Annotated in this window: 4 protein-coding genes; 2 read left to right on the top strand and 2 right to left on the bottom strand. The window is 73.8% G+C overall.

Annotation, left to right across the window (positions count from 1 at the left end):
- Window positions 1-475: 475 nt before the first annotated feature.
- Window positions 476-991, bottom strand: coding sequence for a flavin reductase family protein (locus J7462_RS09405; RefSeq protein ID WP_219463566.1), 516 nt, complete (start codon window positions 989-991; stop codon window positions 476-478).
- A complete protein-coding gene (locus J7462_RS09400; RefSeq protein WP_308290843.1) occupies window positions 988-2163 on the bottom strand; it encodes a glycosyltransferase family 2 protein in 1176 nt (391 codons plus the stop codon). Before J7462_RS09400 ends, J7462_RS09405 begins: the two co-directional genes overlap by 4 nt.
- Between J7462_RS09400 and J7462_RS09395 the strand changes: the two genes are divergently transcribed.
- A complete protein-coding gene (locus tag J7462_RS09395; RefSeq protein ID WP_219463564.1) occupies window positions 2153-15754 on the top strand; it encodes a non-ribosomal peptide synthetase in 13602 nt (4533 codons plus the stop codon). The two genes, J7462_RS09400 and J7462_RS09395, sit on opposite strands and share 11 nt — an antisense overlap.
- A complete protein-coding gene (locus tag J7462_RS09390) occupies window positions 15667-23352 on the top strand; it encodes a non-ribosomal peptide synthetase (protein WP_219463561.1) in 7686 nt (2561 codons plus the stop codon). Before J7462_RS09395 ends, J7462_RS09390 begins: the two co-directional genes overlap by 88 nt.
- Window positions 23353-23355: the final 3 nt, after the last annotated feature.

Below are 23355 nucleotides of genomic sequence, written 5' to 3'. Positions count from 1 at the left end.
GCAGTGGAAGTACCAGGTGCCGTGGCCACGATCGCCCAGTCGGGGGCAGACTGCTCCCATCTCCGCCGCTGGTCGTCTCGGCACCCACACCGTTTGAAGATCACACCTGACCTCGCCATGACCGGGCCCTTTCGATGGAGTCACCTCTCCACCGACGCCGACCCACCTGCCGGTACGGGCCCGTCGACCGGCGCGCGCCACCTGTGACTTCCGACGGTCCACCCACCGGCGGGGCGGCGGCCAACACGGGAGCTGGTGGTGACTCTCGTCGAAGGCCGGAGGCAAGGCGTGCCGTGGGGCAGCGGTACCGCCAGCGACAGGATCCGGCGATCTTGAGTCCAGCAGACTGCACGACGCCCTCGAAGTTGGTGTACCGGGTCGTGTTGGTGCTGGGCGCTGCCCGCTTCGGTCTACTCGGGCCGCCGAGGGCGGTTCAGGCCGGCTGTATCGCCCACGCTTCGCTCGGGCCACAGGATCATCGGGTGACGTCGGTATGGAAGCGGCCGCGGTAGTAGACCAGCGGGTCGTCGCTGCCGGTGTAGTCCAGGGCGACCACCCGGCCGATGACGATGGTGTGGTCGCCGCCGGGCAGGACGTTGGTCACCTCGCAGTCGATCCAGGCTATGGCGTCGGTGAGCCGGGGCGAGCCTGTGATGGTGGCCAGGGCCCAGTCGGTGGTGCCGAACTTGTCGGCCTCGGGGGTGCCGAAGGTGCGGCACGTGTCGATCTGGTGCCCGCCGAGGATGCTGGCGCAGAACGCGCCCGAGCGGGCGATTCGCGGCCAGCTGCGCGAGGTGTTGGCCACCGAGAATGTCACCAGCGGCGGGTCCAGGGAGAGCGCGGCGAAGGACTGGCAGGCGAAACCGGCCGGGCCCTGGTGGTAGCCGGCGATCACCGCGACGCCGGTGCAGTAGTGACCGAGGGTGGCGCGGAAGTCGGACGAGGCGACGGCGGGCGCGATCGGGCTGCGCAGCGGACTGGTGCCGGTCATCGGTTGCCTCCGTCGATCAGGCGGCGCACGATGCGGCGCCGGCCGCTGTCGTGGACCCGCAGGAAGGTTTGCAGTCGTGCGGCGTGGCTGGCGCTGCTGACCTGGAGCGGCAGGTAAACGGTGCCATCCGGGTCGATGCTGAGCTCGCGGTACATCGGTGTCGCCGGTTCGCGGACGAACTCGGTCACCCGGGCCAGCACCGCACCGGCCGAGACCTCGGCGGGGAAGACCAACTCGCCGGCCTGCGCCTTGGACTCGTAGAAGCGCAGCATCTGCTTCGCGAACGCGGCCCGCAGCTCGTGCTGGATCTCCGGGGTGCGGACCCGGGCCAGCAGCGCCTCCGGTTCGGTGGTGCGGCCCAGCTTGATGCGGTGCCGGACGTCCATGGTCTTGCGTCGGGACGAGTCGGACAGGTACATCAGTACCGTCCGGTCGGACACCGTGGTAAAGCGTTCGCCCTGGTCGGCCATCCGCAGCCAGAGATCCCAGTCCTCCATGCCGGTGTGCTCGGTGGTCCAGCCGCCGGCCGCCTCGGCCAGCCCGCGTACGTGCCCGACGCGGGACGGCTCGTACAGCGCCCAGAGCAGCTGCAGATCCGGGTGCCACACGTGGTTCAGCAGGTCGGAGCGGTACTGCTCCTCGTCCTGGCCGTTCATCCCGATGCTGGCGGTGACCACCAGCCGCGCGCCACGGTGGAACTCCCGGCGCAGCACCGCCAGATGGTCCGGCAGCCAGCGGTCGTCACTGTCCAGATAGGCGATGTACGGGGCGGCCGCCGCGGCCAGGCCGATGTTGCGGGGCCCGCCGGGGTGGCCATGCCGCTCGGTGCGGATCAACCGCACGCGGGAGTCGGCGTAGGAGAGGACCACCTCGTCGGTGTCGTCGGTGCTGCCGTCCGAAACGACAAGCAGCCGCCAATCCGTCATGTTCTGCGCCACGACGCTATCGATGGTGTTCTTGATGGCCACGGATCGGTTGAAGGCCGGGCAGACGATATCGATGGTCGCAGGCAACGAAACCTCACAGACATCGGACGGGTTTCGGCCGACGCTGAGGTGAGCGTCTATGCCTGCTCTATGTGGCGGCCATATAGGCCCCGGGTAGTGCGACGGCCGAGCTTCTGCGGAGTAGCCGTGAACCCTCCCATGGAGCGTGAGTCGATTGGCAGTCACCGAGGTCCCCAGCCTGCAAGCCGTCCGGCTGCCCGTCACCGCTGCCCAGCTCGGCGTCTGGGTGGGTCAGCGGCTCCAGCCGGACAGCCCGATGTATCAGTGCGCCGCGCGCTACGACGGCGACGGGCCGATCGACGAGCGGCTGCTGGCCGCTGCGGTCGACCGGGCGGTCGGGGAGGCCGAGGCGCTGCGCGCGGTCTTCGGCGACGACGGCGAGGTGCACCAGCTGATCCGCCCACGGGTCGAGGCCGGCCTAGACGTGCTAGATCTGCGAGATGAGCCGGACCCGGCCTCCGCGGCGATCGAATGGATGGATAACGACCGGGCGACCGCGGCCGACCTGACCACCGGCCCACTCTTCCACCACGCGCTGCTGCGCCTCGGCGACACCCGCTGGGTGTTCTACCTGCGGTACCACCACATCCTGCTGGACGGCTACGGACAGAGCCAGTACGTAGCTCGGCTCGCCGAGATCTACACGGCGCTGGCGTCCGGCGCCGGCGCCGGCGAGCCCAAGTGGGACGGCCTCGGCACCGTCACCGGCGAGGAGGCCGCCTATCCGGGGTCGGACCAGTATCACCGGGATCGGCGGTACTGGCTGGACCGGTACGCGGAGGAGACCGCCGGCCAGGCCCTCGCCGAGCGTTCCGCGGCCCCGGCGTCGGACGCCCTGCGCAGCCGGACCACGCTCGACGGACCCCTGGTCGCCGCACTCAGCGCGGTCGAGCGCTGGCCGGTCGTCATGACCGCCGCGACCGCCGTCTACCAGCACCGTCTGCTCTCCGAGTCGGACATCGTGATCGGCCTGCCGGTCGCCGCCCGCCGCACCCCGGCCGCGCTGCGCACCCCGGCCATGCTCGCCAACGACGTGTCGCTGCGGCTGACGGTCACCGCTCAGGACAGCTTCGCCGAGGTGGTGAGCCAGGTCCGCGAGCGTCTCGGCGAGGCGCTACGCGCACAGCGGTTCCGCCGTGAGGAGATGCACACCGAGCTGCGCCGGGCCGGCACCACCGGCACCCTGTACGGCCTGCTCGTCAACGCGATGGCGTTCGGCGCCCGGGTTAGCTTCGGCGACACCGTGGCGACCGGCGTTCAGCTGGCCAACGGGCCGGTCAACGACCTGATGCTGCAGAGCTTCGGCGACCCGGCGTCGGACGACGTGCAGCTGGAGTTCGCAGGCAACCCGCGCTCCTACCGCTACACCGACGTGATGGCGCACCAGCGCCGCTTCCTCACCCTGCTCGCCTCGCTGGCCGCCCGGCCGGACGCGCCCATCGGCACGGCCGATCTGCTCGACGACGACACCCGTACCGTTCTGCTCCGGCTCGGCCGTGGCCCGGGCGGCCCGGTGCCGGCCGGCCTGGTCGAACGCTTCGAGCGGCAGGTGGCGGCCACCCCTGACGCCCTTGCGGTTCGTGGTGAGCAGGCCCTGACCTATGCCGCCCTCGACGAGCGGGCCAACCGGATCGCGCACGCCCTGATGCGGCACGGCGCCGGCCCGGAGCGTCTGGTGGCGGTCGCCCTGCCTCGGTCCGCCGACCTGCTGGCCGCCCTGCTCGGCGTGCTCAAGACGGGCGCTGCCTACCTGCCGCTCGATCCGGAGCACCCGGCCGACCGGATCGCCGGGGTGCTGGCCGACGCCCGACCGGCCCTGCTGCTGACCGACGACGCGACCTGCCCCGCGTCAGCCGGTGACACCCCGGTGATGCTGCTGTCCGACGTGCCGGCCGACCCGGCCGGGAGCCCGGGCGTGCCGCAGACGCCGGAGAGCCTCGCCTACGTCATCTACACCTCCGGCTCCACCGGCCGGCCCAAGGGCGTCGCGATCAGCCGGTCCAACCTGGCCAACTTCCTGCAGGCGATGGTCGTCCGCTTCCCGCTGGCCGGCGCCGACGTGGTCCTGGCGCTCACCACGATCAGCTTCGATATCGCCGTACTGGAGCTGTTCCTGCCGCTGCTGTCGGGTGCCTCGACCGCCATCGCCACTCGTGACCAGGTCCTCGACACCGGCGAACTGCGTGCCCTTATCGCCCGGGAGCGGGTGACCGTCATGCAGGCCACGCCGAGCCTGTGGGACATGTTCCTGGCCGGCGGCGGCGACGACCTGGCCAGGCTACGCGTGCTGGCCGGCGGCGAGGCGCTGCCCGACGACCTGGCCGCCCGGCTGTTCGCCGCGGCAGGCGATGTTACGAACGTCTACGGCCCGACGGAGACCACCGTCTGGGCCACCGCCGGCGCGGTCCGGGGCAGCACCGTCGACCTGGGGAAGCCGATCCTCAACACCCAGGTCCACGTGCTCGACGCGGCCCTGCAACCGGTGCCGCCCGGCCACGCCGGCGAGCTCTACATCGGCGGCGGCAACGTGGGCCGCGGCTACCTGGGCCGGCCGGGGCTGACCGCCGAGCGGTTCGTGGCCAACCCCTACGGAACCGGCCGCCTCTACCGCACCGGCGACCTGGTGCGGGTCGGCGACGACGGCCGGTTGTTCTTCGTCTCCCGCGTCGACCACCAGGTCAAGGTCCGCGGTCACCGGATCGAGCTCGGCGAGATCGAAGCCGTGCTCGCCGCGCACCCGGCCGTGGAGCGCGCCGCCGTGATCGTGCGCGAGGACTCGCCCGGCGACAAGCGGGTCGTCGCCTACGTGGTCGGCACCGACGCGGACCTGACCCGCCACATCGCTGACCGGCTGCCCGAATACATGGTCCCGGCGGCGATCGTGGCCCTCGACGTACTGCCGCTGACCCCGAACGGCAAGCTCGACCGGCGCGCCCTGCCCGCGCCCGTGCGCACCGGGACGGCCGGTAGCCGGGCGCCGCGTACCGAGTTGGAGGCGCTCCTCTGCCGGATCTTCGCCGAGGTGCTGGAGAGTGGCCTGGTCGGCATCGACGACGACTTCTTCGCCCTCGGCGGGCACTCCCTGCTCGCCACCCGGGTGGTCGCCGCCGCTCGCCGGGCCGGCGTGGACGTGCCCATCCGGCAGCTGTTCCGGCTGCGTACGGTGGCTCGGCTGGTCGGCGTCTGCACCGCGGTGCACACCGCGGAGACCGAGCTGCCCGCGCCGCTGCCGGCCGGCGAACTGGAAGCGGTTCTGGCCGAGCCGGGCGTCGCGGAGGTGCTGCCGCTGACGCCGCTGCAGGAGGGGCTACTGGCCCGCAGCGCGTACGCCGAGGACGACGTCTACGTGATGCGGATCCACCTCGACTTGGCCGGCGACGTCGATCCGGCCGCGCTGCGCCGGGCGCTGGCCGCAGTCCTCGCCCGGCATCCGGTCCTGCGCTCGGCCGTACGCCATGAGGGTTTGAGCCGGCCCGTGCTGGCCGTGCACACCGCTCCGGGGGTGCCCTGGGACGACGAGCCGGGCGGGCCGATCGACGTGACCGTCGCGCCGCTGCTGCGAGCCGCTCTGGAGGCGCTGCCGGAGGGCGGTCGTCGACTGACGATCACCTGTCACCACATGGTCCTCGACGGCTGGTCGGTGCCGGTGCTGCTGCGCGAGTTGCTCCAGGCGTACCACGGGGAACTTCCCGCAGCCGGCCCGCGGCCCTACCGGGACTACCTGGCGTGGCTGGCCGGCCGGGATCGGCGGTCCTCGCTGCAGGCGTGGACGACCGCGCTGGCCGGCGCCGAGCCGACCCGGGTCGCCGCGCCGCACACCCCGCGGCGCCCGGAGCGGCTGACCGCCGCCCTGGACGCCGCGCAGACCGCCCGCCTGGCCGCCCGCGCTCGGGCCGCCGGCGTCACCGTGAACGCGTTCGTGCGGACGGCCTGGGCGGCCGTAGTCGGCCGGCTCACTGGCCGGAGCGACGTCGTCGTCGGCGTTACTGTCGCGGGCCGCCCGGCCGAGCTGATCGGCGTCGAGGAGATGGCCGGCCTGTTCATCAACACGGTGCCGTTGCGCGCCGTCGTCGGGCCGGAGCACACCCTGGAAAGCCTGGCCCGGGACATCCAGGACCGGCAGTCGGACCTGTTGGAGCACCAGTACCTGCCGCTGATCGACGTGCAGCGGGCCACCTCCGGCGGCGCCGACCTGTTCGACACCATCCTGATCTTCGAGAACTTCCCGGCCGATCCCGCCGCGGTGGCGGCCGCCGGTCACGACCTGCGGATTCTTGACGCCGGCGTGGACGACGCCACGCACTACCCGCTCGCCCTGTACGCCTTCCCCGGCGACGAGCTGCGTCTGCGCCTGGACTACCAGCCGGTCACCGGACTGCTGGCCGGCCACGCGCTGGACTGGCTGCTTACCCTGCTGCGGGCCGTCGCCGACGACCCCACCCGAACCCTCGGCGCGGTCGCGCTCGAGAGCGGCCCGGCCGCGCTCGCCGGACCGGCCGGGGAGCTGCCGGCCGGCGACACCGTGCAGTGGTTCGCCGAGCAGGCCCGACGGACCCCGGACGGGATCGCGCTGGTCGCCACGGACGCGACGCTCACCTACCGGGAACTCCACGACCGTGCCGACGCGCTGGCCGCGCGCCTGGTGGCGGCCGGCGTCGAGCCCGGTGAGTTCGTCGCGATCGCCCTGCCCCGCACGGCCGACCTGCTGGTGTCGGTGCTGGCGGTGCTGCGCTGCGGCGCCGCCTACGTCCCGATCGACACCGGGTTCCCGGCCGACCGCGCCGACTACATGCTCGCCGATGCCGGGCCGGTCCTGCTGTTGACCGACCGTACGGTCGAGCTGGACCACCCGGTCACCCGCCTCTACGTCGAGGACACCACGGTCACCGGCACCGCCCCGGTGCGGGTCGACGTGCCCGGCGGAGCCGCAGCGTACATGATCTACACCTCCGGCTCGACCGGGAAGCCGAAGGGCGTGGTCGTCCCGCGCGCGGCGATGGACAACTTCCTGATCGCGATGATCGACCGGACCAGCCTGGCCGCCGGCGACTACCTGCTCGCGGTCACCACCGTCGGGTTCGACATCGCGGTCCTCGAACTGTTCCTGCCGCTGCTCGTCGGCGCCACCGTCGTCCTCGCCCCGCGCGACGTCGTGACCGACCCGGTCGCGCTCTGCGCCGCCCTGCGCCGGCCCCGCCGCTCCGGATCGGCCCTGCTCGTGCAGGCCACCCCCAACCTGTGGCGGGCCGTGGCCGAGGAGGACCCGGCAACGCTGCAGGGGCTGCGGGTCCTGGTCGGGGGCGAGGCGCTGCCGCCGGACCTGGCGGCCGTGCTGGCCGGCGCGGCTGACGTGGTGCTCAACATGTACGGCCCGACCGAGACCACCGTCTGGTCGACCGTCGGCGTCGTCACCGACCACCGGCCGGACATCGGCACGCCGGTTCTCAACACCGTCGCCCGGGTGCTCGACACCGCGCTGCGCCCGGTCCCGCCCGGCGTCCCGGGCGAGCTCTACCTCGGCGGGGACGGGTTGGCCCGCGGCTACCACGGCCGGGCCGGGCTCACCGCGGAGAGGTTCGTCGCCGCGCCGGACGACCCGCCCGGCGCTCGCATGTACCGCACCGGAGACCTGGTCCAGCGTCGTCCCGACGGCCGCCTGGACTTCCTCGGCCGGGTCGACGACCAGGTCAAGCTGCGTGGCTTCCGGATCGAGCTGGGCGAGGTGGCGGCCGCGCTGGCGACCCACCCGGTCGTGGTCCGCGCGGTCGCGGTGGTCCGCGAGGACCGGGCCGGTGACCGCAAGCTCGTCGCCTACGTCGTGGGCGCCCACGCGGCGATCGATCCGGACGCGCTGCGCGAGCACGCCGCGGCCACCCTCCCGGAGTACATGGTGCCCGCGGTGGTGGTGCCGCTCGACGAGATCCCGCTGACCCCGAACCGCAAGGTCGACAAGCGGGCGCTGCCCGCCCCGCCGCAGCGGGCCGAATCGGCCGGGCGTGCCCCGCACAACCCGCGCGAGCAGCTGCTCTGCGACCTTTACGCCGAGGTGCTCGGTCTGCCGCGGGTCGGTGTCGACGATGACTTCTTCGCGCTCGGCGGGGACAGTGTGCTCTGCTTCCGGCTGCTCAGCCGGGCCCGGGTCCGGGGTGTCACGTTCGCCATCCGAGACGTCTTCGAGCGCCGTACGGTGGCCGCGCTGGCCTCGGTCACCCGTGACCGCGGGACGGCGCCGGAGTCACCCGCGGTGGCCGCCCCGCGCGCCGAGCACGCCGAGCTGCTGGCCCGGCCCGGGGTCGCCGACGTGCTGCCGCTCGCGCCGATCCAGCAGGGGCTGCTATTCCACAGCTCCTACGACGGCGGTACGCGTGACCCGTACCTGATCCAGATCGTGCTGCACGTCGCCGGGCTGATCGACGCGGCGCGGCTGCGAGCCGCCTGCTCGTCGCTGCTGGACCGGCACCCCGTGCTGCGCACCGGGTTCGTCTCCACCGGGCTGCCCGAGCCGGCCCAGGTGGTGCACGAGTCGGCCGCCCTGCCGTGGAGCGAGATCACCGACCTGGACGCGTTCCTCGACCACGATCGGGCCGAGCGGTTCGATCTGGCGAACCCGCCGCTGATCCGGGTCGGTCTGGCCGAGCGGGCGATCGTCCTCACCCTGCACCACCTCGTGGCCGACGGCTGGTCCCTGCCGATTCTGGTCCGGGAGCTTCTCCAGCTGTACGGCGGCGCCACCGAACTGCCGGTCCGCCGGCCCTACCGCGATTACCTCGACTGGCTGGCCACCCGGGACGAAGGCTCGGCCCGGGTGTGGCAGCGGGCCCTGGCCGGCGTGGAGCGGCCGACGCTGCTCGGGACCGGCACCCCCGCGGCGGCCGACAGCGAGCCGATCCGCCTGGACCGCGAGCTGACGGCGGCCGAGACGCGGGCACTGGTCCGGGCCGCGCACGAGGCCCGGGTTCCGCTCAACACCCTGGTGCAGGCGGCGTGGGCGCTCGCCCTGAGCCGGCTGACCGGCCGTGACGACGTGGTCTTCGGCATCACCGTCGCCGGGCGGCCGGCCGATCTGGCCGGTGCCGAGGACATGGTCGGCCTCTTCATCAACACGGTGCCGTTCGCCGTCCGCCTGGACCCGGCCGAGCCGGTCACCGCCCTGCTCGGTCGCCTGGCCGGGGAGCAGGCCAGGCTGCTGGACCACCAGCACGTCGCGCTCACCACCATTCAGCGTGACCGCAGGCTCGGCGAGCTCTTCGATACCGCAGTCATCTTCGAGAACTTCCCGTTCGAGCAGGACGCCCTCGACGACCTGGCCGCCACCACCGGGCTGCGCCTGATCGACGCCCGGGTCACCGACGCCAGCCACTACGCGCTCGGCCTGATGGCGATGCCCGGCGAGCGGCTCCGGTTCCGGCTGCACCACCAGTCCGCGCAGATCGACCGGGACACCGCGGCCCGCGTCACCGAGCTGTTCCTGCGGGCCCTGCGCGCCTTCAGTTCGGCGCCGGACCGCGCCGTCGGCCGGCTCGACCTGATCAGCGACGAGGACCGCGACCGGGTGCTGACCCGCTGGAACGGCACCCTTCCGGAGCGGCCCCGCACCAGCCTGCCGCAGCTCTTTGCCGAGCAGGTCGCGGCTGGCCCGGACCGTCCCGCGGTCGGTTCCGGCGGCGCCGTGCTCACCTACCGGCAGCTCGACGCCCGGGTCCGGGAACTGGCGGCCGGACTTCAGGCCCGCGGCGCCGGACCGGAGTCGCTGGTCGCGGTCCTGCTGCCGCGCGGCATCGACTTGGTCGCGACGCTCCTGGCGGTGCACCACGCGGGTGCCGCGTATCTGCCCCTCGACCCGGACTATCCGGCCGACCGCATCGACCGGATCCTCACCGAGGCCCGCCCGGCCCTGGTGATCCGCCCCGCGGACCTGCCCGGCCTGGCCACCGGCTCGACGGCCGTCCCGGCCCCGAATCCGGGCCCCGAGCAGGCCGCCTACGTCATCTTCACGTCCGGCTCGACCGGCGTGCCGAAGGGCGTGGTGGTGCCGCACGACGCGCTCGCCGCGCACCTGCTGCGCATCCGCGAGGCGTACCCGGAGGTCGGCGGTACCAGCCTGGTGCACTCCTCACCGGCCTTCGACCTGACCGTCACCGGGCTGTTCGGCCCGCTGGTGACCGGTGGCTGCGTGCAGCTCGACGAGCTCGCCGACGCGGCCGAGCGGCCGACCTTCCTCAAGGGCACCCCGAGCCACCTGCCGGTCCTGGTCAACCAGCGGATCGACGTGTCGCCCACCGGGCTGCTGATGCTCGGTGGCGAGCAGCTCACCGCCGAAGGGCTGCACGAGTGGCGGGAGGCTCACCCGGACGTCACAGTGATCAACTCGTATGGCCCGACCGAGACCACGGTGAACTGCATCGACCACCGGGTGGAACCGGGCGAACAGCTGCCGCCCGGGCCGCTGCCGATCGGCCGCCCGTTCGCCCACACCCGCGCGTACGTGCTGGACAGTGGCCTGTGCCCGGTCCCGGTCGGCGCTGTCGGCGAACTGTACGTGGCCGGCGCCGGGGTGGCCCGCGGCTACTTGAACGCGCCGCGCGCCACCGCCGAGCGGTTCGTACCCAGCCCGTACGACGCGCCCGGCACCCGGATGTACCGCACCGGCGACCTGGTCCGCTGGACGCCGGAGGGACTCCTGGTCTACCTCGGTCGCTCGGACGAGCAGATCAAGATCCGTGGACACCGGATCGAGCTCGGGGAGATCGAGGCGGCGCTCGGCCGTCAGCCCGGCGTGACCCGCGCGGTCGCCGCCGTCCGCGACGGCCGGCTGGTGGGCTACCTGGTGGGGGTCGCCGAGCACGACACCGTCCGGGCCGCCCTGCGTGCCACCCTGCCGGAGCACTTCGTACCGTCGGCGCTGGTCTCCCTCACCAACCTGCCGACCACCGCGAACGGCAAGGTCGACCGGGCCGCCCTGCCGGCGCCCGACTTCACCGCGGCGGCGTCCGGGCGAGCCCCGGCCACCCCCGGCGAGCAGCGCCTGTGCCGGCTGATCGGCGAGGTCCTCGGACGCGACGACGTCGGACCCGACCAGGACTTCTTCACCCTGGGTGGGGACAGCATCATGTCGATGCAGCTGGTCGGTCGGGCTCGCACGGCCGGTCTGCACTTCACCGCCCGGCAGGTGTTCGAGCACCGTACGGCGGCCGCCCTGCTCGCCGTCGCCGCGGAGGCGGCCGCCCCCTTCACCGAGCCGGTCGCCGCCGCCTTCGGGCGGATGCCGGCCACCCCGATCATGCGGCGGCTGGCCGAACGCGGGGGCCGGACCAGTCGCTACCACCAATCCGTCGTGGTGACCGTCCCGCCGACCGACGCGGCCCGGCTGACCGCCGCCCTGCAGGCCGTGCTCGACCACCACCACGCGCTGCGGCTGCGGCTGCTCGACGACACCGAACTGGAGATCACCCCGCCCGGCTCGGTGGACGCCACCACCTGCCTGCGCCGGATCGCTGGCCCGGGCGCCGACGCGGAGCTGACTGCGGCCGGTGAAATCGCCCGCGACGAGCTGGACCCGGCATCCGGAGTGATCGTCCGGGCCGTCTGGTTCGACGCCGGCAACGCTCCGGGACGACTGCTGCTGGTCGTTCACCACCTGGCCGTCGACGGCGTGTCCTGGCGGATCCTCCTGCCCGACCTGGCGGCGGCCTGGCGGGACCCGGACGCCCCGCTCGACCCGGCGTCCACCTCGTTCCGGACCTGGGCGGCGCGCTCGACGCGGCTGCCGGCCGTGGGCGCCGCGCCGTGGCTGGCACTGCTCGACGACGAGCCCGGGCTCGCCGTCGACCCGGGCCGCACCGACCCCGGCACCGTGGCCGGCGCCGGTCGGCTTACCCGCCGGCTGTCCACCGCCACGACTCTGCCCCTGCTCACCACGATCCCGGCCGCGGTGCACGGCGACGTCGACGACGTGCTGCTGACCGCCCTGGCCGTGGCGGTCTCGGCCTGGCGCGGCGACGACGACGGCGTGCTGGTCGACACCGAGCGCCATGGCCGTGCCGACTGGCTGGTGCCGGGCACCGACCTGTCCCGTACGGTCGGCTGGTTCACCGGTGTGCAGCCGGTCCGGCTGCGGCTGGGCGCGGCCCGGGCCACCGACGTGCTCGCCGGCCGCGGCGGCCACGGCCTACTCAAGACGGTCAAGGAGCAGCTGCGGGCGGCCGGGGAACAAGATCTCGCGTACGGGGTCACGCGTTACCTCGACCCGGTCACCGCGCCGGAGTTCGCTGATCGCGGCCACCCCGGGCTCGCCTTCAACTACCTGGGCCGGCTCACCACCGGCGAGGCCGGAGAGTTCGCCCTGGATGCGCATCCGGGCGCGCCCGACGACCCGGAACGCGCCCTCGGGCACCTGGTCGAGCTGAACGCCGCCACCCACGAGGGCCCGGACGGCCCCGAACTCGTCGCGACCTGGACCTGGGCCGGCGCGGCGCTCGACGACGAGCGGATGGAACGACTCGCCGACCTGTGGTTCACCGCGCTCCGGGCGCTCGCCGCGGCCCCGCCGCGGGCCGGGCACACCCCATCCGACCTGCTCGTCCGGCTGACCCAGGCGGAGATCGACGAGCTGGAGGCGGCGGGCGACGTCGCGGCGCTGCTACCGCTCGCCCCGCTGCAGGAGGGCCTGGTCTTCCACAGCGCCCACCAGGAGGGGGAGCGCGACCCGTACCTCACCCAGCTCGTCGCCGATATCGACGGGGACCTGGACGTGGCGCGGCTGCGGACGGCCGCGACCGAGGTGGTGCGGCGGCACACCGCCCTGCGCTCCGGATTTCGGCTCACCGTCAAGGGCACCACGGTGCAGGTCGTGCTGGCCGACCCGCCGCTGGACTTCAGCGTGCACACCGGCTCACCGGACGCGGTGCTGGCCGCCGAACGGGACCGGCGCTTCGACCTGGGCCGGCCGCCGCTGATCCGATTCACGCTGATCAGTCTGGCGCAGGGGCGGTGGCGGCTGGCGATCACCGGTCACCACGCGGTACGCGACGGCTGGTCGGTGCCGATCATCGTGCGCGAGCTGCTCGCCCTCTACCGCGGTGAACCGCTGGCGGCGCCGCGGCCGTACGCGATTCAGCTCGCCTGGTTGGCCGGGCGGGACCGGCCCGCCGCCCTGGCCGCCTGGCGCACCGCCCTCGACGGGCTCGAGGATCCGACGCTCGTCGCCGCCGCGCCCGGCGTCGCCGAACCGGCCCGCATCGACGTCTCCTACGCCGGGCCGGTCCCGCTGGACGTCACCTCGCGCGCCCTGGGCGTCACCCCCGGCACCGTGCTGCAGACCGTCTGGCTGCTGCTGCTGGCCCGGCTCACCGGCCGGGACGACGTGGTCACCGGTATGACGGTGGCCGGTCGCCCGCCGGAGCTGCCCGGCGTGGACGAGATGGTCGGCCTGTTCATCAACACCCTGCCGCTGCGTGCCCGCCTCGACGCCGGGGAGAGCCTCGCCGCGTTCGCCCGCCGGCTGCAGCGCGAGCAGGTCACCCTGCTGGAGCACCAGCACCTCGGCCTGGCCGAGATCCAGCGGGCGGCCGGGGCCGACGAGCTGTTCGACACGGCCATGGTGTTCGAGAACTACCCGTTCGACCCGGAGGCGATCCGGGCGTACGCCCGCGGCGCCGGCCTGGAGATCGGCGACATCGCCCACCACTCGGCGCCGCACTACGCCCTCGCGCTGGAGGCCGCGCCCCGGCTCGGTGGCGGACTTGACCTCCGCCTGCACCACCGGCCGGACGTGGTGCCGGCCGAGCGGGCCGCTCTGGTCGCCCGCTGGCTTGGCGAACTGCTCGACGTCGTCGCCCTGGCCCCGGAGACGCCGGTCGGCGCGGTCGGCCTGGTCGGGCGGGACGATCCCCGCCAGCAGGGCCGGCCGGTCCCGGAGGCCACCGGACTGTGGCCGGTGGAGTTCCTGGCCCAGGCCCGCCGGACGCCGGACGCCCCGGCGCTGGCCTTCGAGGGCGTCGAGGTCACCTTCGGTGAACTGGCCGGGCGCGCCACGGCCTGGGCCGGAGCGCTGGCAGCAGCCGGCGCCGGCCCCGAGCGCCGGGTGGCCGTCCTGCTGCCGCGGTCGATCGAGCTGATCACCGCCATGCACGCGGTGGTCCTGGCCGGGGCGGCATTCGTGCCGGTCGACCCGGAGTACCCGGCCGAGCGGATCGCCTACATCCTGCGGGACGCGGCGCCGGATGTGGTGATCACCGAGAAGAGCATCGCGGGCCTGGACGCGAGTTCCGCCCCGTGGACCGAGCCCGGCCTGCGAGCCGATCATCCTGCGTACGTCATCTACACCTCCGGCTCCACGGGGCGCCCGAAGGGCGTGGTGGTCTCGCATCGCGGCATCGACTCCCTGGTCGAGGCGCAACGCGAGCGATTCGACGTGCGGCCGGACAGCCGGGTGCTGCAGTTCGCCTCGCCCAGCTTCGACGCCGCCGTCTCCGAGGTGGCCGTCACGCTCCTCTCCGGAGCCTGCCTGGTGGTCGCGCCGAAGGCCCGGCTGCTGCCGAAGGCACCCCTGGTCGACCTGATCACCGCCCAGCGGGTCAGTCACGTCACCCTGCCACCGGTGCTCCTGGCCGAGCTGGACCCGGACTCGCTGCCCGGCGTCCGTTCGCTCGCGGTGGCCGGTGAGCACTGCCCGGGCGGCATCGTCGCCCAGTGGTCGTCCGGCCGTCGCATGATCAACGCGTACGGGCCGACCGAGACGACGGTCTGCGCCACCATGAGCACGCCGCTGGCCGGCCCGGACACGCCGACCATCGGCGGGCCGATCGTCAACGCCCGGGTCTACCTGCTCGACCCGCACCTGCAGCCGGTGCCGCCCGGCGTGGTCGGTGACCTTTACGTCTCCGGCCACGGCCTGGCCCGTGGCTACCACGGCCGCTCCGCGCTGACCTCGGAGAGGTTCGTCGCCGACCCGGCCGGTCCGCCCGGCGCCCGGATGTACCGCACCGGCGACGTGGCGGTCTGGACCGGCCACGGCGAGCTGGAGTTCCGCGGGCGCAGCGACGACCAGGTGAAGCTGCGTGGCCACCGGATCGAGCTGGGTGAGGTCGAGGCCCTGATGGCCGGGCATCCCGGGGTGACCGCCGCAGTCGCGGTGGTGCGCGAGGACCGGCTCGGCGACCGGCACCTGGTCGGTTACGTGACCGGCACGGCCGAACCGGCGGCCGTACACGAGCACGTCGCCGCCGGCGTTCCCGACTACATGGTCCCGGCCGTGGTGATGGTCCTCGACCAGCTCCCCGTCACCCCGAACGGCAAGGTGGACCGGAAGGCGTTGCCCTCGCCGGTGCTGGCCGGCCCGGCCGGCACCGGCCGGGAACCGGCCACCCCGCGCGAGGCGCTGCTCTGCGACGCCTTCGCCGAGGTGCTCGGCGTGCCGCGAGTCGGACCCGACGAGAGTTTCTTCGCGCTCGGCGGCCACTCGCTGACCGCCACCCGGCTGGTCGCCCGGATCCGGGTGCTGTTCGGCGTCGAGGTCACCGTCCGGCAGCTCTTCGAGACGCCGACCGCGTCCGGGATCGCGACCCTACTGGACGGCGCCGCGACCGGCCGGCCCCGGTCCGCCTGCGGACCCGGCCGGACCGGCTGCCGCTCTCCGCGGCCCAGCGTCGCCTCTGGTTCCTGCACCAGATGGAGGGCCCCAGCCCGGCCTACAACATCGCCGCCGCCCTGCGCCTGCACGGCGACCTCGACGTCGCCGCGCTGCGTCAGGCGGTGACCGACCTGGTCGAGCGGCACGAGACGCTGCGGACCGTGCTGGCCGACGACACCGACGGGCCGTACCAGATCCTCGTGGACCGGCCGACGCCGTTCGAGACGGGCGAGGTGAGCCCGGCCGACCTTCCGGCCGTGCTCGCCGAGGCCGCCGCGTACCGGTTCGACCTGTCCGCCGAGACGCCGCTGCGGGTCTCGCTGTTCCGGACCGGCGACCGGGAGCACGTCCTGCTCCTGCTGTTGCACCACGTGGCCGGTGACGCCGGCTCGGTCCAGCCGCTCGCCGCCGACCTGGCCACCGCCTACACCGGCCGCACCCGCGGCGGTGAGCCAGACTGGGCGCCGCTGCCGGTCCAGTACGCCGACTACGTGCTCTGGCAGCTGGAGATGACCAGTGAAGCCGACGACCAGCTTGACTACTGGCGGTCGGCGCTGGCCGGGCTGCCAGACGAGCTGGCCCTGCCGGTCGACCGGCCGCGCCCGTCCGGCAGCGCCGGCCGAGGTGGCCGGGCCGAGTTCACCCTCCCCGCCGACCTGCACGAGCGGCTGCGTGGCGCCGCACGGGCGCTGCGGGCCACGCCGTTCATGGTGGTGCAGGCGGCGCTGGCGGTGACGTTGTCGCGGCTGGGAGCCGGGGCTGACGTGCCGATCGGTACGCCGGTGGCCGGTCGGGTGGACGAGGCGCTAGCCGAGGTGGTCGGGTTCTTCGTCAACACGTTGGTGTTGCGGACCGACGTCTCCGGTGATCCGAGTTTCGCCGAGTTGGTCGGCCGGGTCCGGGAGACCGATCTTGCCGCGTACGAGCATCAGGACGTCCCGTTCGAGCGGCTCGTCGAGGCGCTGCGCCCGGCCCGGGTCACCGGACGCCACCCGCTCGTCCAGACCGTTCTCGACTGGAGTGACGGGCAGCCGGCCGCGCTCGCCGCCCTCGGCGCGATGCCCGGCCTGGCCGTCACGCCGGTGACCGTCGATCTGCGGACCGCCAAGTTCGACCTGGTCTTCCACCTCACCGCAGGCGACGCCGGGGAGGTGGCCGGGGTCCTGGAGTACAGCGCCGAGATGTTCGACCCGGACACCGCCGCCCGGCTCGCCGCCCGGCTGATCCGGGTCTTGGACGCGGCCCTGACCCGCCCCGAGGAGCCGATCAGCCGCATCGACCTGCTCGACGCGCAGGAGCGTGCTTGCATCCTCGGATCGTGGAGCCGGCCCGCCCCGGAACAGCCGGTCCCGGCCGGCGCCCAGCGGAACCTGGTGCGCGAGTTCGAGGCGGCGGCGCGACGGCACCCGGACGCGGTCGCGGTGACCGGCGAGGACGGCGAGTTGACGTACGCGGAACTGGACGCCGCCGCGAACCGGCTGGCCCACCTGTTCGCCCGGCACGGGGCCGGCCCCGAGCGCTTTGTCGCGCTGGCCCTGCCGCGCCGTACCGAGCTGGTCGTCGCCATCCTGGCGGTGCTCAAGTCCGGCGCCGCCTACCTGCCGATCGACCCCGGTTACCCGGCCGACCGCATTGCGTTCATGCTGGCCGACGCGCAGCCGGCGCTGATCGTCGGCACCGCCGGCGTTCGGTCCCGCATCGACGCCGGGGACGTGCGGTGGGTGCTGCTCGACGACGTGGACCTGACCGGGCTGCCGGACACCCCGCCGGTGACTGAGCCGGCCGCCGAACACCCGGCGTACGTCATCTACACCTCCGGCTCCACCGGCACCCCCAAGGGCGTGGCGGTCACCCACGCCAACGTGCTGCGGCTGTTCCGGCAGACCGCGCACTGGTTCGGCTTCGACGAGACGCACACCTGGACGCTGTTCCACTCGTACGCGTTCGACTTCTCGGTCTGGGAGCTGTGGGGCCCGCTGCTGCACGGCGGCCGCCTCGTCGTGGTTCCGTACGACACCAGCCGGAGCCCGGCGGACTTCCTCGACCTGCTCAGCCGGGAACGGGTCACCGTGCTCAACCAGACCCCGTCCGCCTTCTACCAGCTGATGCAGGCTGACCGGGAGGTCGGCGGCGCCGATCTCGCGCTGCGCTACGTGATCTTCGGTGGGGAGGCGCTCGACCTCGGCCGTCTCTCCGGCTGGTACGAACGGCACGCGGACGACGCGCCGGTACTGGTCAACATGTACGGCATCACGGAGACCACGGTCCACGTGACCTACCAGCCGCTGACCGAGCGCACCGCGGCCGAGCAGGCGGCCAGCCTGATCGGCGTCGGCATCCCGGACCTCGGCATGTACGTCCTCGACGAGGGGCTGCAGCCGGTGCCGGCCGGGGTCGCCGGCGAGATGTACGTCTCCGGCGCCGGCCTGGCCCGCGGATACCTCAACCGCCCGGGCCTGTCCGCGATCCGGTTCGTCGCCGACCCGTTCGGTGCCCCCGGCACCCGGATGTACCGCACCGGCGACCTGGCCCGCTGGCGGGCCGACGGCACGCTGGAGTATCTCGGCCGGATCGACGACCAGGTGAAGATCCGCGGTTTCCGGATCGAGCTCGGCGAGATCCAGACGGTGCTGGCCGCCCAGCCCGGTGTCGCCCAAGCCGTAGTCGTCGTCCGCGAGGACCAGCCCGGCGACCAGCGCCTGGTCGCCTACCTGGTCGGCGAGTGCGACACGGACCAGCTGCGGCACGCTCTCGGCGAGGCGCTGCCGGACTACATGGTCCCCTCCGCCTTCGTGGAGCTGAGCGCCATCCCGCTCACCTCCAACGGCAAGCTCGACCGGCGGGCGCTGCCGGCGCCGGTGCACGTCTCCACCGCGACCCGCCGCGAACCCCGCACGCCGCGCGAGCGGCTGCTCGCCGAGGCGTTCGCCGAGATCCTCGGCGTGCCCTCGGTCGGGGCCGAGGACGACTTCTTCGCCCTCGGCGGGCACTCGCTGTCGGCCACCCGCCTGGTCGCCCGGATCCGGGCCGTCCTCGGCGTCGAGGTCAGCGTGCGGCAACTGTTCGAGGAGCCGACCGTGGCCGGCCTGGACGCCGTGCTGGGCGGCGCGGCCCGGACCACCCGGCCGCCGGTCACCCCGGCCGAGCGCCCGGACCGGCTGCCGCTCTCCGCCGCGCAGCGGCGGCTGTGGCTGATGCACGAGCTGGGCGGCCCGGACGCCACCTATAACATTCCGGTGCTGCTGCGCCTGGGCGGCGACCTCGACGTCGCCGCCCTGACCGCGGCCCTCGCCGACGTGGTGTCCCGCCACGAGAGCCTGCGCACCCTGGTGGCCGGCTCCGGCGACGACGCCTACCAGGTGGTGGTGCCGGCCGAAGCGGCCCGGCCCGCGCTGCCAGTGGTGCCCGTCGCGGCCCTGCGGGAGGCGGCGGCCGAGCCGTTCGACCTGACCACCGACCTGCCGATCCGGGCCCGGTTGGGGCGGGCTGGGGAGCGCGACCACCAGCTGCTCGTGGTGGTGCACCACATCGCCGGCGACGGCGCGTCCATGCCGGTGCTGGCCCGGGACCTGGTGACCGCGTACACCGCGCGGCTGGCCGGCCGGGCGCCCGGGTGGGCGGCGCTGACGGTGCAGTACGCCGACTACGCGCTCTGGCAGCGAGCGGTCGCCGGCGACGAGGAGGAGCAGCTCGACTACTGGCGGTCGGCGCTGGCCGGGCTGCCGGACGAGCTGGCCCTGCCGGTCGACCGATCCCGGCCGCTCGACGGGCCGCAGCGGGCCGGAAGGAGCACGTTCACCCTGCCGGCCGGGGTGCACGACCGGATCGCCGGCCTGGCCGCCCGGCTCGGCGCCACGCCGTTCATGGTGGTGCAGGCGGCGCTGGCGGTGACGTTGTCGCGGCTGGGAGCCGGGGCTGACGTGCCGATCGGTACGCCGGTGGCCGGTCGGGTGGACGAGGCGCTGGCCGAGGTGGTCGGGTTCTTCGTCAACACGTTGGTGTTGCGGACCGACGTCTCCGGTGATCCGAGTTTCGCCGAGTTGGTCGGCCGGGTCCGGGAGACCGATCTTGCCGCGTACGAGCATCAGGACGTCCCGTTCGAGCGGCTCGTCGAGGCGCTGCGCCCGGCCCGGGTCACCGGACGCCACCCGCTCGTCCAGACCGTTCTGACGGTGGACACCGCGGGAGCCGAGGCCGCCGAAGCGGTCGCCGAGCTGCCCGGCCTCGTCGTCACCACCGATCACGTCGGGCCGCAGCACGTCAAGTTCGACCTGATGGTCACCCTGGTCGGTGAGACCGGTGCGGTCGAGTACAGCGCCGACCTCTTCGACGTCACGACCGTCGAGACGCTGACGCAGCGCTTCCTCGGTGTCCTCGAGCAGGCGACCCGCCGGCCCGACGCGGCGATCTCCGGCCTGGAGACGCTTGTCGGCGGCGAGCGCGACCGGTTGCTGGTCGGCCTGCTGGACACCGGGCAGCCGACCTTGAGCGGGTCGATCCCGGACCTCTTCGCCGCACAGGTCCGGGCCACGCCGGCGATGCCCGCCGTGCGGTTCGGCGAGCGGGTCCTCACGTACGCCGAGCTCGACGCCGCCACGAATCGCCTCGCCCACCGCCTGATCGCCTGCGGCGTGACCACGGAGACCCGGGTCGGTGTGCTGATGGAACGCTCCCTCGACCTGATCGTGACCCTGCTGGCGATCCTCAAGGCCGGTGGCGTCTACGTGCCGCTCAGCCCCACCTACCCGGATGACCGGCTCGCCGCGCTGCTCGACCGGCAGGTGGAGGCCCCGCTGCTGGTCACCGACCGGCCCGGCCGGGCCCGGGCGGAGAGCCTGGGCGTCGCGGCGGCGGTGATGACGATCGACGAGACCGGCTGGACCGGTGGCGACGCGAGCCCGACCGGTGTGGTGGTGGCGCCGCTGCAGCTGGCGTACGTCATGTTCACCTCCGGCTCGACCGGGGAGCCCAAGGGGGTGGCCGTCCAGCAGTGCGATGTCGCCACCCTGGCCGGTGACCGGCTCTGGGACGACGTGCTGGACCGGGTGCCGCTGCACTCGCCACACGCCTGGGACGGCTCGGTCCTGGAACTCTGGGTGCCGCTGCTGCGCGGCGGCTGCGTGGTCGTCGCCCCGCCCGGTGACCTGGACGTCGCGGCCCTGCGCGAGCTGATCGAGGGCAACGACATCACCTCGCTGTTCATGACGTCCGGACTGGTCCGCGTCATGGCGCAGGAGGCGCCGGAGGCGTTCCGCCGGGTCCGCCAGCTCAGCGCCGGCGGCGACGTGACCACCCCGGGCTCGGTCCGGCGGCTGCACAAGCACGCGCCCGGCTGCCGCATCGTCAACGGCTACGGCCCGACCGAGACGACCGTGTTCGCGCTGGTCTACCGGGCCGATCCGGAGACCGAGCGGGAGTGGGCGACCACCGTGCCGATCGGCCGTTCCCTGGACAACCTGCGCCACTACGTGCTCGACGACCGCCTGCGGCTGGTGCCGCCCGGCACCACCGGTGAGCTCTATCTGGCCGGGGACGGCCTGGCCCGCGGTTACTGGGACCGGCCCGGTTTCACCGCGGAACGGTTCGTGGTCGACCCGTACGGCGCGCCCGGCGCCCGGATGTACCGCACCGGCGACCTGGCCCGATGGACCCGCGACGAACAGATCGACTTCGTCGGCCGCATCGACGACCAGGTGAAGCTGCGCGGGTTCCGGATCGAGCTGGGTGAGGTGGAGGCCGCGGTGGCCGGTGCCGGTGGTGTCGGCACCTCGACCGTCCTGCTGCGCGAGGACCGGCCGGGTGAGAAGCGCCTGGTCGCGTACGTCGTCCCGGTCGACGGCTACGACACCGAACGGGCCCGGGAGCACCTGCGCGCGGTCCTGCCCGACTACGCCGTACCGGTCCTGGTCGAGTTGCCGGAACTGCCGCTCACCGGGCTCGGTAAGGTCGACCGGCGGGCACTGCCGGCACCGGTGTTCACCACTGGCGAGACGGCCCGGGCGCCGCGCTCCTCGGTCGAGCGGATCCTCACCGAGCTCTTCGCCGAGGTGCTCCGGCTCCCCGAGGTCGGCCCCGACGACGCGTTCTTCGACCTCGGTGGCGACAGCATCATGGCCATCCAGCTGGTCAGCCGGGCCACCCGGGCCGGGCTGCGGATCACCGCGGCCGACGTGTTCCGGCATCGCACTGTCGCCGATCTGGCCACGGTGGCCGGCACGGACGACGGCGAGCCGGACACCCCGGATGTCGGCGTCGGCGACGTCGTGCCGTCGCCGATGATGCACTGGCTCGCCGACCGGGCCGCGCCGCTGGAGGCGTTCAACCAGTCCACGCTGGTGCGGTCGCCGGCCGGACTCGACCTGGCCACCCTGCACGCTCTGCTGCAGGCGGTCCTGGACCGGCACGACAGCCTGCGGATGCGGGTGGACGCCGTCGATCCGGGGGACGCCACCACCTGGCGCTGCGAGGTGCCCGATCCGGGCTCGGTGCGGGCCGAGGGGTGCGTACACCGCGTCGACGCCTCCGGCCTGGACGACGACGAGCTGTCCGCCGCCGTCGACCGGGAGGGCCGTGCCGCGGTCGGCAGGCTGCGCCCCGCCGACGGGGTGATGCTGCAGGTTGCCTGGCTGGACCGGGCTGACCGGCCCGGCGTGCTGGTCCTGGCGGTGAACCACCTCGCCGTGGACGGCGTCTCCTGGCGGATCCTGATGCCCGACCTGCTGGAGGCGTGGCAGGCCGTGCAGGCCGGTCGGGAGGTGTCGCTGGCCCCGGTGCCGGCCTCGCTGCGCCGCTGGTCGCACGCGCTGGCCGCGGAGGCCATCAGTCCGTCCCGGACCGCCGAGCTCACGCACTGGACCGGGGTGCTCTCCGGCGACCGGCGCGGAATCGGCCGGCGTCCGCTGAGCCGGGCCGACACCTACGCCACGGCCGGGCGGCTGACCCGTACCGTCCCCTCGGAGCTCACCCGGACCCTGCTCACCACCGTGCCGGCCGCGGTCGGCGCGGGCGTGGACGACGTGCTGCTCACCGCGCTCACGGTGGCGGTGGCGCGGTGGCGCGGGGACGGCCCGGTGGTGATCGACCTGGAGGGGCACGGCCGCACCGGCGGCCCGGGCGGCGGCATCGACCTGTCCCGGACCATCGGCTGGCTGACCGCGATGCACCCGGTCGCCCTGGACCCGCGCGGCTTCGACACCGCCGCCGCGCTGGCCGGCGGACCCGCCGCGGGCGCCCTGCTCAAGGCGGTCAAGGAACAGCTGCTGGCGGTCCCCGACAAGGGCATCGGCTACGGCCTGCTGCGCCACCTGAACCCGGCCACCCGCAGCGCGCTGGCCGGGCTCGGCGAGGCCGACCTCGGCTTCAATTACCTGGGCCGCTTCGTCACCGCCGAGACCGTCGACTGGGCGGTGGCCGATGGTCTGCCCCGTCCGCCGGGCGAGGACCCGTCCACTCCGCTGCCGCACGTGCTCGAGCTCAACGCGGGCACCTCGGAGACCGCGGACGGGTCGGTCCTGAGCGTCACCTTCACCTGGGCCGGCGATGTGCTCACCGAAGCGGAGACGGCCGCGCTCGCCGACCTCTGGATCAGCGCTCTGGGCGGTCTCGCGGCCTGGGCGCAGCGGCCCGACGCCGGCGGTCTCACCCCGCATGACGTGGGCCTTATAGGCCTGACACAGAACGAGATCGAAGAGTTCGAATCAGCATTCGACTCGGATTTGGAGTAGTGA

Origin of the sequence: Micromonospora sp. RL09-050-HVF-A (genome assembly GCF_019374995.1) — a bacterium.
In the GTDB taxonomy this organism is placed as follows: Bacteria; Actinomycetota; Actinomycetes; order Mycobacteriales; family Micromonosporaceae; genus Micromonospora; species Micromonospora antibiotica.
This window is presented reverse-complemented; position numbering and strand designations above follow the sequence as displayed.

What these genes read in the sequence shown, in the direction of transcription:
- J7462_RS09390 (WP_219463561.1), top strand. Translation starts at nt 15,667, where the DNA reads ATGGAGGGCCCCAGCCCGGCCTACAACATCGCCGCCGCCCTGCGCCTG.
- J7462_RS09405 (WP_219463566.1), bottom strand. Translation starts at nt 991, where the DNA reads ATGACCGGCACCAGTCCGCTGCGCAGCCCGATCGCGCCCGCCGTCGCC.